Annotated in this window: 19 protein-coding genes; 18 read left to right on the top strand and 1 reads right to left on the bottom strand. The window is 66.7% G+C overall.

Annotation, left to right across the window (positions count from 1 at the left end; genetic code table 11):
- Nucleotides 1–25: 25 nt before the first annotated feature.
- The 12 genes from AC3A6J_RS10620 to AC3A6J_RS10565 all read left to right on the top strand — a co-directional run bounded on the left by AC3A6J_RS10620 (nucleotide 26) and on the right by AC3A6J_RS10565 (nucleotide 14,226).
- A complete protein-coding gene (locus tag AC3A6J_RS10620; RefSeq protein WP_487859891.1) occupies nucleotides 26–787 on the top strand; it encodes an SDR family NAD(P)-dependent oxidoreductase in 762 nt (253 codons plus the stop codon).
- Nucleotides 788–805: 18 nt separating this feature from the next.
- The gene (locus tag AC3A6J_RS10615; RefSeq protein WP_487859890.1) at nucleotides 806–1,876 is read left to right on the top strand and encodes a lactonase family protein; all 1,071 of its coding nucleotides are present in this window, start codon (nucleotides 806–808) and stop codon (nucleotides 1,874–1,876) included.
- A 40-nt stretch (nucleotides 1,877–1,916) separates the two neighbouring features.
- Nucleotides 1,917–2,912, top strand: a complete 996-nt coding sequence (locus AC3A6J_RS10610; protein ID WP_487859889.1) for a Bug family tripartite tricarboxylate transporter substrate binding protein — start codon at nucleotides 1,917–1,919, stop codon at nucleotides 2,910–2,912.
- Between the two features lie 100 nt (nucleotides 2,913–3,012).
- Nucleotides 3,013–3,864, top strand: coding sequence for an archaetidylserine decarboxylase (gene asd, locus AC3A6J_RS10605; RefSeq protein ID WP_487859888.1), 852 nt, complete (start codon nucleotides 3,013–3,015; stop codon nucleotides 3,862–3,864).
- A 120-nt stretch (nucleotides 3,865–3,984) separates the two neighbouring features.
- On the top strand, nucleotides 3,985–4,419 hold the full coding sequence (locus tag AC3A6J_RS10600; protein WP_487859887.1) for a winged helix-turn-helix transcriptional regulator: 435 nt from the start codon (nucleotides 3,985–3,987) through the stop codon (nucleotides 4,417–4,419).
- A gap of 96 nt (nucleotides 4,420–4,515) precedes the next feature.
- Complete coding sequence (locus tag AC3A6J_RS10595) at nucleotides 4,516–4,866, top strand: FKBP-type peptidyl-prolyl cis-trans isomerase (protein WP_012746856.1); 351 nt, start codon at nucleotides 4,516–4,518, stop codon at nucleotides 4,864–4,866.
- Between the two features lie 141 nt (nucleotides 4,867–5,007).
- Nucleotides 5,008–5,583 carry a nucleotide exchange factor GrpE gene (gene grpE, locus AC3A6J_RS10590; RefSeq protein WP_487859886.1) on the top strand — a complete coding sequence of 192 codons (576 nt, stop codon included), beginning with the start codon at nucleotides 5,008–5,010 and terminating at the stop codon, nucleotides 5,581–5,583.
- 115 nt (nucleotides 5,584–5,698) lie between these two features.
- Entirely contained in the window at nucleotides 5,699–7,627 is a 1,929-nt protein-coding gene (dnaK, locus tag AC3A6J_RS10585; RefSeq protein WP_487859885.1) for a molecular chaperone DnaK, read from the top strand.
- Nucleotides 7,628–7,724: 97 nt separating this feature from the next.
- Nucleotides 7,725–8,861: a molecular chaperone DnaJ gene (dnaJ, locus tag AC3A6J_RS10580; protein ID WP_487859884.1), complete on the top strand. Its 1,137-nt coding sequence runs from the start codon at nucleotides 7,725–7,727 to the stop codon at nucleotides 8,859–8,861.
- A 573-nt stretch (nucleotides 8,862–9,434) separates the two neighbouring features.
- Entirely contained in the window at nucleotides 9,435–11,357 is a 1,923-nt protein-coding gene (locus tag AC3A6J_RS10575; RefSeq protein ID WP_487859883.1) for a PrkA family serine protein kinase, read from the top strand.
- A 38-nt stretch (nucleotides 11,358–11,395) separates the two neighbouring features.
- Entirely contained in the window at nucleotides 11,396–12,688 is a 1,293-nt protein-coding gene (locus AC3A6J_RS10570; RefSeq protein WP_487859882.1) for a YeaH/YhbH family protein, read from the top strand.
- A complete protein-coding gene (locus tag AC3A6J_RS10565; RefSeq protein ID WP_487859881.1) occupies nucleotides 12,685–14,226 on the top strand; it encodes a SpoVR family protein in 1,542 nt (513 codons plus the stop codon). The genes AC3A6J_RS10570 and AC3A6J_RS10565 overlap by 4 nt, the downstream gene beginning before the upstream one ends.
- Here the strand turns inward: AC3A6J_RS10565 and aroQ are convergent.
- Nucleotides 14,223–14,663, bottom strand: coding sequence for a type II 3-dehydroquinate dehydratase (gene aroQ / locus AC3A6J_RS10560; protein ID WP_487859880.1), 441 nt, complete (start codon nucleotides 14,661–14,663; stop codon nucleotides 14,223–14,225). The genes AC3A6J_RS10565 and aroQ overlap by 4 nt on opposite strands.
- Nucleotides 14,664–14,748: 85 nt before the next feature.
- Here aroQ and AC3A6J_RS10555 point away from each other — a divergent pair, with 85 nt between their 5' ends.
- From AC3A6J_RS10555 to fghA, 6 genes are read left to right on the top strand one after another with little or no spacing between them, the layout of a single operon-like run.
- Nucleotides 14,749–15,438 carry a Rieske 2Fe-2S domain-containing protein gene (locus AC3A6J_RS10555; RefSeq protein WP_487859879.1) on the top strand — a complete coding sequence of 230 codons (690 nt, stop codon included), beginning with the start codon at nucleotides 14,749–14,751 and terminating at the stop codon, nucleotides 15,436–15,438.
- A gap of 7 nt (nucleotides 15,439–15,445) precedes the next feature.
- Nucleotides 15,446–16,312: an aromatic ring-hydroxylating dioxygenase subunit alpha gene (locus AC3A6J_RS10550; protein ID WP_487859878.1), complete on the top strand. Its 867-nt coding sequence runs from the start codon at nucleotides 15,446–15,448 to the stop codon at nucleotides 16,310–16,312.
- Entirely contained in the window at nucleotides 16,309–16,947 is a 639-nt protein-coding gene (locus tag AC3A6J_RS10545) for a glutathione S-transferase family protein (protein WP_487859877.1), read from the top strand. The genes AC3A6J_RS10550 and AC3A6J_RS10545 overlap by 4 nt, the downstream gene beginning before the upstream one ends.
- 49 nt (nucleotides 16,948–16,996) lie before the next feature.
- Entirely contained in the window at nucleotides 16,997–18,115 is a 1,119-nt protein-coding gene (locus AC3A6J_RS10540) for an S-(hydroxymethyl)glutathione dehydrogenase/class III alcohol dehydrogenase (RefSeq protein WP_487859876.1), read from the top strand.
- 17 nt (nucleotides 18,116–18,132) lie between these two features.
- On the top strand, nucleotides 18,133–19,059 hold the full coding sequence (locus AC3A6J_RS10535; RefSeq protein ID WP_487859875.1) for an alpha/beta fold hydrolase: 927 nt from the start codon (nucleotides 18,133–18,135) through the stop codon (nucleotides 19,057–19,059).
- The gene (fghA, locus tag AC3A6J_RS10530; RefSeq protein ID WP_487859874.1) at nucleotides 19,056–19,931 is read left to right on the top strand and encodes an S-formylglutathione hydrolase; all 876 of its coding nucleotides are present in this window, start codon (nucleotides 19,056–19,058) and stop codon (nucleotides 19,929–19,931) included. Before AC3A6J_RS10535 ends, fghA begins: the two co-directional genes overlap by 4 nt.
- The last annotated feature ends 1 nt before the right edge of the window (nucleotide 19,932 follow it).

The following is a 19,932-nucleotide window of genomic DNA, read 5'->3' as shown; positions in this document are numbered from 1 at the left end:
CCCCCCGACCTCGAAAGGAACATCCATGGAAGACCTCAAAGGCAAGACCGCCCTCGTGACCGGCGCCAGCACCGGCATCGGTGCCGCAGTGGCCATCGCCTTCGCCGCGCGCGGCATGCGCGTGGCGGTGCACTACAACAGCTCGGCAGATGCCGCGAACCAGGTGGTCGACACTATCCAGAAGGCCGGCGGCGAGGCGTTCGCGCTCCAGGCCGACGTGCGCGACACGGCGGCGATTCGCGACTGCGCGAAGCAGGCGGCGGATCGCCTGGGCCGCATCGACGTGCTGGTGAACAACGCGGGCAGCCTGGTCAAGCGCGTGCCGATCGCCGAATTCGACGATGCGCTGTTCGACGAGGTGATGCACATCAATGCGCGCTCGGTGCTCGCGTTCTCGCGCGAGGTGGTGCCGATGATGCGCACGCATGGCGGCGGCAACATCATCAACGTGACCTCGGTCGCGGCGCGGACCGGCGGCGGCCCCGGCGCCTACCTGTATGCGGGCGCCAAAGGCTTCGTGAGCACTGCCACGCACGGCCTGGCCAGGGAACTCGTGGGCGACAGGATCCGCGTCAACGCGGTGGCGCCCGGCGTGATCCAGACGCCGTTCCAGGACCGCTTCTCGACGCCCGCAATGCTCGAGTCGTTCCGCGCAAGCATCCCGATGGGCCGCATCGGTGCGCCCGACGAATGCGTGGGCGCCTTCCTCTTTCTCGCTTCGGAACAGCTCTCGGGCTACGTGACCGGGCAGGTGATCGAGGTGAACGGCGGCCAGTACATGCCCTGAGACGCTGTGAACCTCACCATGAAAACAAGCAGACTCCTTGGCACCCTGCTGTTCGCGCTGGCGGCCGGCCATGCGGGCGCGGCCACCTGGGTCTACGTGTCGAACGCCGACAGCCAGGAGATCTCGGTGCTCGAACTCGACCGCGGCCAGGGGCTGCTCAAGCCCGTGCAGACGCTCAACGTCGGCGGCATGGTGATGCCGATGGCGGTGAGCCGCGACAAGCGCGTGCTCCATGCCGCGCTGCGCTCGCAGCCGTTTCGCGTGGTCTCGCTCTCGATCGATGCGGCCAGCGGCAGGCTTGCCAAGCTCGGCGAGGCGCCGCTGGCAGACAGCATGGCCAACATCGACCTCGATGCGAGCGGCAAGTGGCTCTTCGCGGCCTCCTACCAGGGCGGCAAGGTCTCGGTCAATGCGATCGGCAAGGACGGCGCAGCGGGTGCGGTGCAGCAGCTGGTACAGACCGGGCCGAACGCGCATGCGATTCACGCCGATGCCGGCAACCGCTTCGTGCTCGCGACCAGCCTCGGCGGCGACAACCTCTCGAGCTGGCGCTTCGATGCCGAGCGGGGCCTGCTGTCGCCGAACGATCCGCCGCTCACCCAGGCGCCGGCGAAATCGGGGCCGCGCCACTTCGTGTGGGACACGCCGCAGCGCCATGTCTACCTGCTGGGCGAGCTCGATGCCGCGCTGCACATGTATGCATGGGACGCCGCACGCGGCACGCTCTCGCCGAAGCAGAGCACCAGCGCACTGCCGCCCGGTTTCGCGGGCAAGCCCTGGGCGGCCGACCTGCATCTGACGCCCGACGGGCGCTTTCTCTACGCCTCCGAGCGCACCTCGAGCACGCTCGCGGCATTCAGGGTCGACCCTGCCACGGGGCAGCTCGCGCTGATCGGCCACACGGCCACCGAGAAACAGCCGCGCAGCTTCGCGATAGATGCGAGCGGGCGCTGGCTGATCGTGGCCGGGCAGGAGTCGCACGCGGTGGCGCTGTACGCCATCGATCCCGCCACCGGCGCGCTGGGCCAGCCTGCGCGCACGGCCGTCGGCAAGAACCCGAACTGGATCGAAATCGTCGACATGCCGTGACGCCGGTCCGCCACCCATCACATACCAAAAGGAGATAGCCATGCAACGCCGCACACTGATCCGCACCGCCCTCGCCTCTTCGCTCGCCGCCGCGGGATTGCCCGCCTTCGCGCAGGGGAGCGGCAACTGGCCCACGGCCAAGGCCATCACCTACCTCGTGCCCTTTCCCGCGGGCGGCACGACCGACGTGCTGGCGCGCCTGATCGCGCAGAAGCTCGGCCCCGCGCTCGGCGCCAACGTGATCATCGACAACAAGGGCGGTGCCGGCGGCAGCGTGGGCTCGGAGATCGGCGCGCGCGCAGCACCCGACGGCTTCACCGTGGTGGGCGGCACGATCAGCTCGCATGCGATCAACGTGAGCCTCTATCCCAAGCTCGGCTACGACCCGCAGAAATCGTTCGCGCCGGTCACGCTGATCGGCACCAACCCGGTGGTGCTGGTGGTGAACCAGGCGAGCCCCTACAAGACCCTCAAAGACGTGCTCGAAGCCAGCAAGGCCAAGGCAGGCGGCCTGTCGTCGGCGTCGGCCGGCACGGGCACCTCGCAGCACCTCGCGCTGGAACTGCTGGCCTTCAAGTCGGGCGTGAAGTTCACGCACATTCCGTACAAGGGCAGCGGCCCCGCGATCCAGGACGTGATCGGCGGCCAGGTCGACATGATGTTCGACACCACCGTGGTGGCCGGCCCGCACATCCAGAGCGGCAAGCTGCGCGCCATCGCCGTGAGTTCGGCCAAGCGGCTGCCCTCGATGCCCGACGTGCCGACCGTGGCCGAATCGGGCATTGCGGGCCTGCAGGACTTCGAGGTGCTGTCGTGGCAGGCGATCTTCGTGCCCGCCGGCACGCCGGCGCCCGTGATCGACCGGCTGCACGAAGAGATCCGCAAGATCCTCGCCACCGCCGAGATGCAGGACAAGCTCAAGGGCTTCGGCATGCAGCCCGCCGACCTGAGCACGGCAAAGATCGCGGCGTTCCAGAAGGCCGAGGTCGAAAAGTGGGCGCAAGTGATCAAGGCGGCGGGTATCAAGGCGGACTGATCGCGTCGGCGCGGCCCGCGAGGCAGGGGAAGCGCCTACGCGGGGGCCGCGGCCTGCTTTATAGAATGCCGGTCCGATCCGAATTCCAGGCTTCCCACACGTGTCAGACCGCTCCGCCGTCCTTCCGCAATACCTGTTCCCCAAGCAGGCCCTGACCAACTTCGCCGGCTGGGTCGCGGGCAAGGAGCGCGGCGCCGTCACCACCTGGATCATCCGGCGCTTCGTGGCCAAGTACGGCGTGAACATGGACGAAGCGCTCGAATCGGACATCACCCACTACAAGAGCTTCAACCAGTTCTTCACGCGCGCGCTCAAGCCCGGCGTGCGGCCGCTCGCCGAGGCCGACCTGGTCTGCCCGGTGGACGGGGCGATCAGTCAGTTCGGCGCCATCGAGGGCGACCAGATCTTCCAGGCCAAGGGCCACAACTACACCACGACCGCCCTGGTCGGCGGCGATGCGGCGCTCGCGGCACGCTTTGCGCACGGCAGCTTCGCCACGGTCTACCTGAGCCCGCGCGACTACCACCGCATCCACATGCCCTGCGACGGGCGGCTGCTGCGCATGATCCACGTGCCCGGCGACCTGTTCTCGGTCAACCCGGTCACGGCGCGCGGCGTGCCGGGCCTCTTCGCCCGCAACGAGCGCGTGGTCTGCGTCTTCGAGTCGGCGCACGGCCCGTTCGTGCTGGTGCTCGTGGGCGCGACCATCGTGGGCAGCATGGCGACCGTGTGGCATGGGGTGGTCAACCCGCCGCGCGGCGGCGAACTGCGCGAGTGGCACTACGCCGACCAGCAGATCGTGCTGCACAAGGGCGACGAGATGGGGCGCTTCCTGCTCGGCTCGACCGTCGTGATGCTGTTTCCCGCGCCGCCGCTGGCCTTCAACCCCGACTGGGCACCGACGCGCGCGGTGCGCCTCGGCGAGGCCATGGCCAACTTCGCGAATATGTGAAGCCTTGTCTCTGGACCCGCGTCCAGCATGCAGCCGCAGCTATAAAACTAGTAGCATCGTGATCCTTGCGCTATAGTCGCGCGGGCCGATGGCCCGTCCAGCCCCGAGGAGATGATGACGATGAGTAACAAGGAAAACGCAGCCGTCAACCAGCTGCTCGCACTGCTCGAGGCGCGGTATGCAATGCGTGTGCTCTGGGCGCTGCGCGACGGCCATGCTCAGACCTTCCGGCTGCTGCAGGACAGCGTCGGCGGCATCACGCCGAACACGCTCAACACCCGCATCAAGGAACTGCGCGAAGCCGGCCTCGTGAGCCATGGCGGCGACGGCTACAGCCTTACGCTGAGCGGGCAGGACCTGCTCAAGCGGCTGTCGGACCTGCAGGCCTTTGCAGGCAAGTGGCAGCTCGGACAGGTCAAGAAGCAGGCTGCACCGGCGCCGGCGGCTTCGGAGGCGGCGGCCGCTGTGCCCGAGTCTTCCCCACCTTCCGCGCCCCCTGCCGCTCCCACCGCTTCCCCCGACACGCCTGCCCCGCCCGCCGACGTGGAGGATTGAGCGCTCGCGCGGTGACCTCCGGAGGCGTCGGTAAACTCCCCGCCTCGGTCTCTGCTTATCCATCATTCCACTCACTTGACGCAAGGAGCGTTCGACATGCCTACCACTCCCTCCGGCCTGCAATACGAAGACACCACCGTGGGCGACGGCGCCGAAGCCAAGGCCGGCCAGCACGTGCACGTGCACTACACCGGCTGGCTCTACAACGACGGCGTGCAGGGCGCCAAGTTCGACTCGAGCCGCGACCGCAACGACCCGTTCGCGTTCTCGCTGGGCGCCGGCCAGGTCATCAAGGGCTGGGACGAAGGCGTCGCCGGCATGAAGATCGGCGGCAAGCGCACGCTGATCATTCCCGCATCGCTCGGCTATGGCGCGCGCGGCGCAGGCGGCGTGATCCCGCCGAACGCCACCCTCAAGTTCGACGTCGAGCTGCTCGACGCCCACTGACCATTGCTCGCCCCTCAAGGGGGCGACCACCGCGCTCGCAGCGGCCCCGCCGGGGCCGCATTTTTTTGCTTGAAATGCCAGAAGCCAGCCCCAAGTGGCTGGCTATCGCTTGTTTCCCGGCCTCGAGCTGGTTCTTTGAAAATGTCCGATCCGCAACAACCCGAACAGAATTCCCAAATGCTGCAAGGCGAGCCGAGCCCCGAAGAACTGGAGGCCGCGCAGGCAGCCAACGAGAACGACGCGCAGAACGCCTTGGCTGCCGCCCAGTCGGAACTGGCCGCGCTGCAGGCGAAGAACGCCGAACTGGCCGACCAGTACCTGCGTGCGCAGGCCGACGTGCAGAACGCGCGCCGCCGCGCCGACGACGAGATCAGCAAGGCCCGCAAGTTCGCGGTCGAGGCCTTTGCCGAAAGCCTGCTGCCGGTGACCGACAGCCTCGAAGCCGGCCTGGCCGTGAAGGACGCCACCCCCGAACAGATGCGCGAAGGCGCCGAAGCCACGCTGCGCCAGCTCAAGAGCGCGCTCGAGCGCAACAAGGTGCTCGAAGTGGCCCCCGAACCGGGCGCCAAGTTCGATCCGCACCAGCACCAGGCCATCTCCGTGGTGCCTGCTGCCGACCAGGAACCGAACACCGTGGTGACCGTGCTCCAGAAGGGCTACACCATCAACGAGCGCGTGCTGCGCCCGGCCCTGGTCACGGTCAGCGCACCGAAGTAAACGGCGCCTCGGCCCACAAGATTCCCACAGGAAATCCCCGCTTCATCCCCTTGAATCGCACCGGGTTATCCACACGTTCATAACAACATATTTTTAGGCTTTCAGGAGTAAGAACATGGCAAAGATCATCGGCATCGACCTCGGCACCACCAACTCGTGCGTGTCGATCATGGAAGGCAACACCACGCGTGTGATCGAGAACTCGGAAGGTGCGCGCACCACCCCGTCGATCGTGGCCTACCAGGAAGACGGCGAAGTGCTGGTCGGCGCCTCGGCCAAGCGCCAGGCGGTCACGAACCCGAAGAACACGCTGTACGCGATCAAGCGCCTGATCGGCCGCAAGTTCGAGGAAAAGGAAGTCCAGAAGGACATCGACCTGATGCCCTACACCATCTCGAAGGCCGACAACGGCGATGCATGGGTGGAGGTGCGCGGCAAGAAGATGGCGCCCCAGCAGGTCAGCGCCGACATCCTGCGCAAGATGAAGAAGACCGCCGAAGACTACCTCGGCGAGCCCGTGACCGAAGCCGTGATCACGGTGCCGGCCTACTTCAACGATGCTCAGCGCCAGGCCACCAAGGACGCCGGCCGCATCGCCGGCCTCGACGTCAAGCGCATCATCAACGAGCCCACGGCGGCGGCGCTGGCCTTCGGCCTCGACAAGCAGGACAAGGGCGACCGCAAGATCGCCGTCTATGACCTCGGCGGCGGCACCTTCGACGTGTCGATCATCGAGATCGCGGACGTCGACGGCGAGAAGCAGTTCGAAGTGCTGTCGACCAACGGCGACACCTTCCTCGGCGGCGAGGATTTCGACCAGCGCATCATCGACTACATCATCGGCGAGTTCAAGAAGGAGCAAGGCGTCGACCTGAGCAAGGACGTGCTCGCGCTGCAGCGCCTGAAGGAAGCGGCCGAGAAGGCCAAGATCGAGCTGTCGAACAGCGCGCAGACCGACATCAACCTGCCGTACATCACGGCCGATGCCTCGGGTCCGAAGCACCTGAACATCAAGCTCACCCGCGCCAAGCTCGAGAGCCTGGTCGACGAGCTGATCGAGCGCACCATCGCGCCCTGCCGCGTGGCCATCAAGGACGCCGGCATCAGCGTGAGCGACATCAACGACGTGATCCTGGTCGGCGGCATGACCCGCATGCCCAAGGTGCAGGAAAAGGTGAAGGCCTTCTTCGGCAAGGAGCCGCGCAAGGACGTGAACCCCGACGAGGCGGTGGCCGTCGGCGCCGCCATCCAGGGCCAGGTGCTCTCGGGCGACCGCAAGGACGTGCTGCTGCTCGACGTGACCCCCCTGTCGCTCGGCATCGAGACCATGGGCGGCGTGATGACCAAGATGATCACGAAGAACACCACGATCCCGACGAAGTTCGCGCAGACCTTCTCGACCGCCGAGGACAACCAGCCGGCCGTGACGATCAAGGTGTTCCAGGGCGAGCGCGAGATCGCTTCGGGCAACAAGCTGCTCGGCGAGTTCAACCTCGAAGGCATTCCGCCGGCATCGCGCGGCACCCCGCAGATCGAGGTGAGCTTCGACATCGACGCCAACGGCATCCTGCACGTCGGCGCCAAGGACAAGGGCACCGGCAAGGAAAACAAGATCACCATCAAGGCGAACTCGGGCCTCTCGGAAGACGAAATCCAGAAGATGGTGAAGGATGCCGAGCTCAACGCGGCCGACGACAAGAAGAAGCTCGAGATCGTGCAGGCGCGCAACCAGGGCGAGGCCATGGTGCACAGCGTGAAGAAGTCGCTCGGCGAACATGGCGAGAGCCTCGACGCCGGCGAGAAGGAAAAGATCGAAGCCGCGATCAAGGACCTGGAAGAAGCCCTCAAGGGCGAGGACAAGGCAGCGATCGAGGAAAAGACCAACACGCTCATGACCGCGAGCCAGAAGCTCGGCGAGAAGATGTACGCCGACGCCCAGGCCGCTGCCGGTGCCACCGGTGCCCCCGACGGCGCGCAGGCCGCGAGCGGCTCGGCCGATGACAACGTGGTCGACGCCGAAGTCAAGGAAGTCAAGAAGGACTGAGCTTCGGCCCTTCTCACAAGGCTGGATCACCTGAGCGGGTGCTCCAGCCTTTCTCGCTTCAAGTTCCGGCTCCACGCCCGCCCCGACCGAACCAGCCATGGCCACAAAACGCGACTACTACGAAACCCTCGGCGTCCCCAAGAACGCGAGCGAGGAGGAAATCAAGAAGGCTTATCGCAAGCTTGCGATGAAGCACCACCCTGACCGCAACCATGGCGACACCAGCAAGGACGCCGAGGCCAAGTTCAAGGAGGTCAAGGAAGCCTACGAAATGCTCTCCGACGGCCAGAAGCGCGCGGCCTACGACCAGTACGGCCACGCGGGCGTCGACCCCAACATGCGCGGCGGCCCGGGCGCCGACGGCTTCGGCGGCTTTGCCGAGGCCTTCGGCGACATCTTCGGCGACGTGTTCGGCGGGGCCCGCGGCCGCACGAGCGGCGGGCGCCAGGTGTTCCGCGGCAGCGACCTGAGCTACGCCATGGAGATCACGCTCGAGGAAGCGGCCGAGGGCAAGGAAGCCCAAATCCGCATCCCCAGCTGGGACGATTGCGGCACCTGCAAGGGCTCGGGCGCCAAGCCCGGCACCAAGCCGATCACCTGCACCACCTGCCACGGCGCGGGCGCGGTGCAGATGCGCCAGGGCTTCTTCAGCGTGCAGCAGACCTGCCCCACCTGCCACGGCAGCGGCAAGATCATTCCCGAGCCCTGCACCACCTGCCACGGCCAGGGCAAGATCAAGAACAACAAGACGCTCGAGGTCAAGATCCCGGCCGGCATCGACGACGGCATGCGCATCCGCAGCACCGGCAACGGCGAGCCCGGCACCAATGGCGGCCCGCCGGGCGATCTCTACATCGAGGTCCGTCTCAAGAAGCACGAACTGTTCGAACGCGACGGCGACGACCTGCACTGCGTGGTGCCCGTGAGCATCACCACCGCGGCGCTGGGCGGTGAGATCAGCGTGCCCACGCTCAGCGGTGCCGCGGCCATCGACATTCCCGACGGCACGCAAAGCGGCAAGCAGTTCCGCCTGCGCGGCAAGGGCATCAAGGGCGTGCGCTCGAGCTACCCGGGCGACCTGTACTGCCACGTGCGCGTGGAGACGCCGGTCAAGCTCACCGAGCATCAGCGCAAGCTGCTGAAGGAACTCGACGAGTCGCTCAAGAAGGGCGGCGAAAAGCACAGCCCCACCGACAAGGGCTGGCTCGACAAGGCCAAGGAATTCTTCAGCTGAAGAAACGGCGGCGGCCCTGCCGCTCGCACGACCCTGGTGCGCGCCCGACCCTGATCGGTGCCGCGCATCCCCCGCCCCTGAAGCACGCCGACCGCACGTAGGCGCGCTTTCCCACGTCCACATGCGCAACCGGCGCATCACCGCATGGCGTGGCGCTTGCTTTTATATTTTTCTGGATTGAGCAATAAACCTAAACAGCACGCCGTGCGTTATTGGGTATGCACCCATTTGCAGGCCACTCAATAGGAGAAACCCAATGGATGGCGAGACCGATCGCCATAGGTAGTTTCACGGGCTGTCGCCACGGCGTGAGTCTGATTGCCGAACCTTGGAATTTAGCCGTATTGCAAAAATCGTGCGGGCCTGTGCTGGGAACTTTACTTGCGACTGTGGTTCTGATTTAACAATCAATATTTCGGGTGCACTCTTTGCTTTATGCTGGTTGTGCAGATTTTGATTTAAGGGAGTTTTCCACGGCTTGCAGCCTTGGGGCGGGCATACCTTGAAAAAGTTGCGACGCATTGCGGCTGCAGGCTTCGGGCGAATACCCGCAGACCTGATGGAGGCGTGACCATGGATGTGATCAGCAACTTTGCCGCCCGCTACGAGCGCACCCGCGAGGAAGTCCTGTCGCTGCAGGACTACCTGGACATCTGCAAACGCGATCCCACCGCGTATGCCACGGCCTCGGAGCGCATGCTGAAGGCCATCGGCGAGCCCGAACTGGTCGACACGCGCAACGACCAGCGGCTCTCGCGGATCTTCGCCAACAAGGTGATCAAGATCTACCCGGCGTTCAGGGAGTTCTACGGCATGGAGGACGCCATCGAGCAGGTGGTGTCGTACTTCCGGCATGCCGCCCAGGGCCTCGAGGAGAAGAAGCAGATCCTCTACCTGCTCGGCCCGGTCGGCGGCGGCAAGAGCTCGATCGCCGAGCGGCTGAAGCAGCTCATGGAGCAGGTGCCCTTCTATGCGATCCAGGGTTCGCCGGTCAACGAGACGCCGCTGGGCCTCTTCAGCGCGGTCGAAGACGGCGAGATCCTCGAAAAGGAATACGGCATCCCGCGGCGCTACCTCAACCGCATCCTCTCGCCCTGGGCCGTCAAGCGCCTGGAGGAATACGGCGGCGACATCCGCCAGTTCAAGGTGGTCAAGCGCTACCCGTCGGTGCTGCGGCAGATCGCCGTCGCCAAGACCGAGCCGGGCGACGAGAACAACCAGGACATCTCCTCGCTGGTCGGCAAGATCGACATCCGCAAGCTCGAGACCTATGCGCAGGACGACCCGGACGCCTACGCCTACTCGGGCGGCCTGTGCCTCGCCAACCAGGGCCTGCTGGAGTTTGTTGAGATGTTCAAGGCGCCGATCAAGGTGCTGCATCCGCTGCTCACGGCCACGCAGGAAGGCAACTTCAAGGGCACCGAGGGTTTCGGCGCCATTCCGTTCGACGGCATCGTGCTGGCGCACAGCAACGAGAGCGAGTGGAAGGCCTTCCGCAACAACAAGAACAACGAGGCGTTCCTCGACCGGATCTACATCGTCAAGGTGCCCTACTGCCTGCGCGCCTCCGAGGAAATCAAGATCTACGAGAAGCTGGTGCGCAACTCCTCGCTCTCGCAGGCGCCCTGCGCGCCCGGAACCTTGCGCATGATGGCGCAGTTCTCGGTGCTCACGCGGCTGAAGGAGCCCGAGAACTCGAGCATCTACAGCAAGATGCAGGTCTACGACGGCGAGAACCTCAAGGACACCGACCCCAAGGCCAAGTCGATCCAGGAATACCGCGACTACGCGGGCGTCGACGAAGGCATGAGCGGCGTCTCGACGCGCTTCGCCTTCAAGATCATCTCGAAGGTCTTCAACTTCGACAGCTCCGAGGTCGCGGCCAACCCGGTGCACCTGATGTACGTGCTCGAGCAGCAGATCGAGCGCGAGCAGTTCCAGCCCGAGACCGAGCAGAAGTACATCAGCTACATCAAGGAGTTGCTGGCGCCGCGTTATGCCGAATTCATCGGCAAGGAGATCCAGACGGCCTACCTCGAGAGCTACAGCGAGTACGGCCAGAACATCTTCGACCGCTACGTCACCTATGCCGACTACTGGATCCAGGACCAGGAGTTCCGCGACGTCGACACGGGCGAGGTGTTCGACCGCGCCGCGCTCAACGGCGAACTCGAGAAGATCGAGCGGCCCGCGGGCATCGGCAACCCGAAGGATTTCCGCAACGAGATCGTCAACTTCGTGCTGCGCGCACGTGCGGGCAATGCCGGGCGCAACCCCGCCTGGACCAGCTACGAGAAGCTGCGCGCGGTCATCGAGAAGAAGATGTTCTCCAACACCGAAGAGCTGCTGCCGGTCATCAGCTTCAACACGAAGAGCAGTGCCGAAGAACAGAAGAAGCACGAGGACTTCGTGACCCGCATGGTCGAGAAGGGCTACACGGCCAAGCAGGTGCGCCTGCTCTGCGAGTGGTACCTGCGGGTGCGCAAGAGTTCGTGAGGAACGCGTCCTGATTCGTCCTTGAGGGAACAGACATCGTGGCCATCCTGCAGCAGATCATCGACCGCCGGCTCTCGGGCAAGAACAAATCCATCGGCAACAGGGAGCGCTTTCTGCGCCGCTACCGCGGGCAGATCCAGGAGGCCGTGCGGCGCGCGGTGACCGGGCGCAACATCCGCGAACTGGAACAGGGCGAGGACGTGACCCTGCCGCGCCGCGACGTGTCCGAACCGGTGTTCGGCCATGCGCGCGGCGGCGACCGCGAGTACGTGCACCCGGGGAACCAGGAGTACATCAAGGGCGACCGCATCGCGCGGCCCGAGGGCCAGGCGGGCGGCGGCTCGGGCAGCGGCGAGGCCGGCGACGGCGGCGAGGGCGAGGACGACTTCGTGTTCCGCCTCACGCGCGAGGAGTTCATGCGCGTCTTCTTCGACGACCTCGCGCTGCCGCACCTGGTGCGCACGCAGATCGCCGACGTGCCCGAATGGAAGAGCCACCGCGCGGGCTTCACCAACGACGGCACGCCCAACAACCTGCATGTGGTGCGCTCGATGCGCGGCGCGCTGGCCCGCCGCATCGCGCTCGGCGGCGAACCGCGCAAGGAGCTCAAGCGCCTCGAGGCGCACCTTGCGCACCTGCAGGCGCATCCGCAGGCGGCGCAGGCCTTCATCCAGACCGAGATCCGCGAAACCGAGGAGCGCATCGCCGAACTGCGCCGCAACATGCGGCACGTGCCCTACATCGATCCGATCGACCTGCGCTACCGCAACCGCGTGAAGACGCCGGTGCCGAGCGCCAAGGCCGTGATGTTCTGCCTCATGGACGTGTCTGGCTCGATGGACGAGGCGCGCAAGGACATGTCCAAGCGCTTCTTCATGCTGCTCTACATGTTCCTCACGCGCCACTACGAGACCATCGACCTCGTGTTCCTGCGCCACCACACGCAGGCGCAGGAAGTGAGCGAGGACGAGTTCTTCCACGCCACCGAAACCGGCGGCACGGTCGTGTCGAGCGCGCTGGTGCTGATGGACGAGATCGTCAAGGCGCGCTACCCGAGCGGCGAGTGGAACATCTACGGCGCGCAGGCCAGCGACGGCGACAACTGGCATCAGGACAGCGGGCGCTGCCGCCAGCTGCTGGTCGAGAACATCCTGCCGGTGGTGCGCTACTACGCCTACGTGCAGGTCGCCGAGACCGAGCAGAACCTGTGGCAGGAATACGCGCAGCTGCAGGGCATCGAGCCCAACTTCGCGATGCGCAAGGTGTCGGAGGCGCGGGACATCTACCCCGTGTTCCGAGACCTCTTCAAGAAGGAGGGAGCCACCGCATGACCACCGCATTCGACTTCCCGCCGCAGGCGCGGCTCGAACGCCTGCCAAGCCCGTCGGACTGGACCTTCGACCTCATCGAGACCTACCACACCGAGATCGCCAAGACCGCACGGAGCTACGGGCTCGACGTGTACCCGAACCAGCTCGAAGTGATCACGGCCGAGCAGATGATGGACGCCTACGCGAGCGTTGGCATGCCCATGATCTATCGCCACTGGTCGTACGGCAAGCAGTTCATCGCCACCGAAAAGAACTACCGCCGCGGCCACATGGGGCTGGCCTACGAGATCGTCATCAACTCCGACCCCTGCATTGCCTACCTGATGGAGGAAAACTCCATGGCCATGCAGGCGCTCGTGATCGCCCATGCGGCCTACGGCCACAACAGCTTCTTCAAGGGCAACTACCTGTTCCGCATGTGGACCGACGCGTCGTCGATCATCGACTACCTCGTCTACGCCCGCCACTACATCGCCGAATGCGAAGAGCGCCACGGCGTGGATGCGGTCGAGCAACTGCTCGACTCGTGCCACGCGCTCATGAACTACGGGGTCGACCGCTATCGGCGGCCGCAGAAGCGCTCGCTCGCGCAGGAGGGCCTGCAGCGCGCCGAGCGCGAGCGCCACATGCAGCAGCAGGTCAACGACCTCTGGCGCACGCTGCCGCGCAAGAGCGAGCAGGCGACCGAAACCGATTCGTCACGGCGCTTTCCTTCGGAACCGCAGGAGAACCTGCTGTATTTCATCGAGAAGAATGCCGCACTGCTCGAGCCCTGGCAGCGCGAGGTGGTCCGCATCGTGCGCAAGATCGCGCAGTACTTCTACCCGCAGCGCCAGACCCAGGTCATGAACGAAGGCTGGGCCACCTTCTGGCACTACACGCTGCTCAACACCATGTACGACCGCGGCCAGCTCGCCGACGGCTTCATGATGGAATGGCTCAGTTCGCACACGGGCGTGATCTTCCAGCCGCCGGTCGGCCACCGCGCCTACAGCGGCATCAACCCCTACGCGCTCGGTTTCTCGATGTTCACCGAGCTGCGGCGCATCTGCGAGAACCCGACCGAGGAAGACCGCCGCTGGTTCCCCGACTTCGCGGGCACCGACTGGGTCAAGACGCTCGACTATGCGATGCGCAACTTCAAGGACGAGAGCTTCATCGGCCAGTTCCTGAGCCCGAAGACGATGCGCGACTTCCGGCTGTTCGCGATCCGCGACCACCAGAGCGATCCCGAACTCGAGGTCTCGGCCATCCACGACGACAGCGGCTACCAGGCGCTGCGCGAATCGCTGTCACGCCAGTACGACATCGGCAGCCGCGAGCCCGACATCCAGGTCTGGAACGTCAACATGCGCGGCGACCGCGCGCTCACGCTGCGGCACACGCAGCGCAACAACCTGCCGCTGCACGACAACGCAGACGAAGTGCTCAAGCACGTCGCACGGCTCTGGGGCTTCGACGTGCACCTCGAGAGCGTCGACGTGCACGGCCACATCAGCCGCAGCTGGAAGGCCACGGCGCCGAAGCAGGTCGACTAACCCGCCAGCGCGGCGATCGCCAGCGCGTAGCCCTTCACGCCCAGCCCCACGATGATGCCCTTGGCGGCCGGCGAGATGTATGAATGGTGGCGGAACGACTCGCGCGCATGCACGTTCGAGATGTGCAGTTCGATGAGCGGCACGCTCGCGCCCTTGATGGCGTCGTGCAGCGCGATCGAGGTGTGGGTGTAGGCACCCGGGTTCATCACCACGCCGAGCAGGCGGCCAGCAGCCACCTCGCGGCCGGCTTCCTGGACCCAGTCGATCAGCACGCCTTCATGGTTGGACTGGCGGCACTCGATCTCGACGCCGTGCTTCGTGCCGGCCTCCTGGCACAGGCGCTCGACGTCGGCCAGGGTGTCGCGTCCGTATTGCTCGGGCTCGCGGGTGCCGAGCAGGTTGAGGTTGGGGCCGTTGAGGACGAGGATTTTCTTCATGGCGATGGAATGGAGGAGTGGCAGGCGTCGGCGCCATTATCGGCGTGGCGCCCGCGACGCGACTTGCGCTATGGTGGCGCGCATCATGACGAGCACTGAAGACACTTCGACCTGGCATCCCGTCGCGCGCTCGGCCGAGCTGCTGCCGGGCGCCAACATCGTGGCGGGCTTCGCCTGCGGCCAGGAGCTCGCGCTCTGGCGCGCCGCCGACGGCACCGGGCAAGCCTGGGAGAACCGCTGCCCGCACCGCAGCGTGCGCTTCACGCTCGGCCAGGTGGTGGGCGGAGATCGCCTGGCTTGCGCCTACCACGGCTGGCAGTACGCGGCGGGCAGCGGCCAGTGCGTGCGCATTCCCGCACATCCTTCGATGGCCGTTCCACCCAGCGTCTGCGCCAAGACCTTCCACGCGGCCGAAGCCGCGGGCATGCTGTGGGTGAACCTTGGGGATGCGGCGCCGGCCGAGGCGCCTCCCGCCGATGCGGTGCCCGCCGGCTGGTTGTTCTGCCGCACGCTGGGCCTGCGCACCTCATCCACTGAGGCGCGCCGCGCGCTGGCGGCGCACGGCTTCGCCGCCAAAGGGCCCACCGCCCTGCGGGGCAGGCTCGGAGGCGCCGACACCGCCGCGCTGGTGCTCGACGCCCGGGCCCAGCTCGCGTTCGTTCACCTCTGGACCGATGCCGCACCGGGCAGCGAGGCCATGAAGAACCTGCACATCGCCGCGCGCGACCTGCGCAGCAGCGTCGAAGAAGCCTTGCAACCCGCACAGACTGCCTGAACCCGCCATGCCTTTCATCACGGACGATCCCAACATGCTCGACGAGTGGCTCGCCGTCGGCCCCGCCTCGGCGCTGGCCGGCTGCAGTGCCGCGCGGCCGCATGCCGTGCGCCTGCTCGGCGAAACCCTGCAGCTCTGGCGCGACGCAGCCGGTACCGTGCAATGCCGCCTCGGCGAAGAACCGCTCGCGGTGCAGTCGCGCTACGGCTATCTCTGGGTCTGCCCGAGCGGCCGGCCCGCGCGCGAGCTGTTCGACTTTCCCGAATACGGCGAAGCCGGGCGCCGCCTGGTCGACTGCGGCGGCATCGGCGTGGCGGTCTCGGGGCTGCGCGTGATCGAGAACTTCCTCGACATGGCGCACTTTCCGTTCGTGCATGCCGGCTGCCTGGGCGCCGTGCCGCACACCGAAGTGGCGAAGTACCAGGTGCAGGTCGATGCGGCCAGCGGCGAGATCTGGGCCACCGACTGCCGCTTCTGGCAGCCGCGCGCCTCGGCCGCGCACGACGGCAGCGGCAGCGAGGTGCTCTACAAGTACCGCGTGATGCAGCCCTTCTCGGCCATGCTCTACAAGTCGAGTTCCCGGGCCGGCGCGCTCGACGCCATCGGGCTTTTCCTGCAGCCGATCGACGACGAGCATGTGATCGCGCACACGCTGCTGGCCTGCTTCGACGACACATCGAGCGATGCCGAGCTCATCGCTTTCCAGCACACCATCTTCGGCCAGGACAAGCCGATCCTCGAGAACCATGCCTTCAAGCGCATGCCGCTCGAGGGGCGCGCCGAAACGCCGACGCGTGGCGACACCTCGTCGGTCACCTACCGCCGCTGGCTGCGCGAGCGCGGCATGCGCTTCGGCGTGAGGCCGGCCGCATGATCACGCTCTACGACTACGCCCTCTCGGGCAACTGCTTCAAGGTGCGGCAGCTGCTCGCCTGGCTCGGCCACGGCTGGCGCAGCGTGCCGGTGGATTTCCATCCGGGCCGCGCGCACCGGTCGGCGGCGTTTTTGGCGCGCGTCAATCCGCTCGGGCAGCTGCCGGTCATCGACGACGACGGCTTCGTGCTGCGCGACGCGCAGGCGATCCTCGTCTACCTGGCAACCCGCTACGACGCCGAAGGCCGCTGGTACCCCGACGATGCGCGGCTGCGCGGCGAGATCGCGATGTGGTTCGCCATTGCCGATGAGCTCACGCGCACCGCGTCCGCCGCGCGGCTGCACGACGCCTTCGGCTACACGCACCTCGACATCGCGGCCTGCCGCCGCGGAGCGCATGCGGTCTTTCGCCTGCTCGACGACCACCTGGCCGAGCGGGCCAGCGGCGGCGATACGTGGCTGGCCGGCCCACACGCCACGCTCGCGGACCTGGCCTGCTTTCCTTATGCCGCGCTGGCGGGGGAAGGCGGCATCGCGCTTGACGAATACCCGGCGCTGCGCCACTGGATCTGGCGCTTTCGCCACCTGCCCGGCTTCACGGGAATGTCGGGTATCTTTGCCGCTGGCCCCGCCTGAACGCAGGCCCGCTATCCTCTTTCCTTTGCCTTCCTGCCCCCCAACGCCCATGAAAACCAAAGCCGCCGTCGCCTGGAAATCCGCCGCCCCCCTGACCATCGAAACCGTGGACCTCGAAGGACCGAAATTCGGCGAGGTGCTGGTCGAGATCAAGGCCACGGGCATCTGCCACACCGACTACTACACGCTCTCGGGTGCCGACCCCGAAGGCATCTTCCCGGCCATCCTCGGCCATGAAGGCGCGGGCATCGTGGTCGACGTCGGCCCGGGCGTGACCACGCTCAAGAAGGGCGACCACGTCATTCCGCTCTACACGCCCGAATGCCGCCAGTGCAAGTTCTGCCTGAGCCGCAAAACCAACCTCTGCCAGCCGATCCGCGGTACCCAGGGCAAGGGCCTGATGCCCGACGCCACCTCGCGCTTCAGCCTCGACGGCAAGCCCATCTTCCACTACATGGGCACCTCGACCTTCAGCAACTACACGGTGGCACCCGAGATCTCGCTTGCCAAGATCCGCGAGGACGCGCCCTTCGACAAGGTCTGCTACATCGGCTGCGGCGTCACCACCGGCATCGGCGCGGTGCTCTTCACGGCCAAGGTGGAGGCCGGCGCCAACGTGGTGGTGTTCGGCCTCGGGGGCATCGGCCTGAACGTGATCCAGGGCGCGAAGATGGTGGGCGCCGACAAGATCATCGGCGTCGACCTGAACCCCGAGCGCGAAGCCATGGCGCGCAAGTTCGGCATGACGCACTTCATCAACCCGAAGCAACTCGAGGCAGCCGGCGAGAACGTCGTCGACACCATCGTGCAGCTGACCGACGGCGGCGCCGACTACAGCTTCGAATGCATCGGCAACACCAAGGTGATGCGCCAGGCGCTCGAATGCACGCACAAGGGGTGGGGCCGCAGCATCATCATCGGCGTGGCCGAGGCCGGCGCCGAGATCAGCACGCGGCCGTTCCAGCTCGTCACGGGCCGCAAGTGGGAAGGCTCGGCCTTCGGCGGCGCGCGCGGGCGCACCGACGTGCCGAAGATCGTCGACTGGTACATGGAAGGCAAGATCAACATCGACGACCTGATCACCCACACCATGCCGCTGGAAGATATCAACAAGGGTTTCGACCTGATGAAGCGCGGCGAATCGATCCGCGGCGTCGTCCTGTACTGAACGCGAAGGGGCCAGCCATGGACCGCATGGAACCGTTGCGCACCGTGCAGGCCGGCGTGCTCGACGTCGCCTACTTCGAGGCCGGCCCGGCCGACGGCCCGCCGGTAGTGCTGATGCACGGCTTCCCGTACGACATCCATGCGTATGCCGAGGTGGCACCGATGCTGGCCGAAAGCGGCTGCCGCGTGATCGTGCCGTACCTGCGCGGCTACGGCGCCACGCGGTTCCTGAGCGACGCCACGCCGCGCTCGGGCGAACAGGCCGCGCTCGGCGCCGACCTGCTCGCGCTGCTCGACGCGCTTCGCATCCCGCGCGCAGTGCTGGCCGGCTACGACTGGGGCGGCCGCGCCGCCTGCGTGGTGGCAGCGCTCTGGCCCGAGCGCTGCGCGGGGCTGGTCTCGTTCAACAGCTACAACATCCAGAACATCGCGAAGGCGATGGTGCCCGACACGCCGGCCAACGAGCACAGCCTCTGGTACCAGTACTACTTCCACAGCGAGCGCGGCCGCGCCGGGCTCGCCCGGGACCGGCGCGCGATTGCGCGGCTGCTCTGGCGCCTCTGGTCGCCGACGTGGGCATTCGACGATGCCACCTTCGAGCGCAGCGCCGCGGCTTTCGACAACCCGGACTTCGTCGAGGTGGTGATCCATTCGTACCGCCACCGCTTCGGGCTCGTCGCGGGCGACCCGGCCTGCGCCGACATCGAGCGCCGGCTCGCGGCGCAGCCGGTAATCCGCGTGCCCGCCATCACCTTCGACGGCGCCGACGACGGCGTGCGCCCGCCCGCCGAGGCCTCGGCCCATGCGCACTGCTTCAGCGGCCCGCGCTCGCACCGGCTCGTGCCCGGCGTGGGCCACAACATGCCGCAGGAAGTGCCGCGCATCTTTGCCGATGCCGTGCGCGAACTCGTGCCCCTTCTGCAGACCGCTCCTTCTTCTTCATGACCGACACCCTCACCACCCTCTCCGAGCACCATGCCTTTGGCGGCGTGCAGGGCTTCTATGAGCATGCCTCGCGCGAGATCGGACTGCCGATGCGCTTCTCGGTCTACCTTCCGCCGCAGGCCGCGCAGCAGCACGTGCCGGCCATGCTCTACCTTGCGGGCCTGACATGCAACGAGGAGACCTTTGCGGTCAAGGCCGGCGCGCAGCGCATGGCCGCGAGCCTCGGCATCGCGCTGATCGCGCCCGACACCAGCCCGCGCGGCAGCGCCGCCGAAAGCCTGCCCGGCGCCACCGCCAGCTGGGACTTCGGCATCGGGGCCGGCTTCTACCTCGACGCCACCGAAGCGCCCTGGTCCACCCACTGGCGCATGGAGAGCTGGACGATGCAGGAACTGCTTCCGCTCGTGGCGGAACACTTCGCCATCGACGGCGAGCGGCTCGGCATCTTCGGCCATTCGATGGGTGGTCATGGCGCGCTCACGCTCGCGCTGCGGCATCCGGGGCGCTTTCTGTCGGTGTCGGCCTTTGCGCCGATCTGCGCGCCCACGCAGTGCCCCTGGGGCGAGAAGGCCTTCGGCGGCTACCTCGGCGAGCCCGGCGGCGACCGCGCGCAGTGGCTCGTGTACGACGCCAGCGCACTCATGAAGTCGCAGACCGCCGCGCCCTATCCGCAGGGCATCCTGATCGACCAGGGCCTGGCCGACAAATTCCTGGCCGAGCAGCTGCATCCCGAAGCCTTCGAGGCCGCCTGCTTCGCCGCCGGCCAGCCGCTCACGCTGCGGCGCCATGCGGGCTACGACCACGGCTACTACTTCATCCAGACCTTCATGGCGGACCACATCGCGCACCACGCACAGACGCTGCGTGCATGAC

The sequence above is a fragment of the Variovorax sp. Soil_C_39 genome (assembly GCF_057656815.1).
Note: the sequence above shows the minus strand (reverse complement) of the source record. Positions and strands in the feature narration are given on the sequence as shown.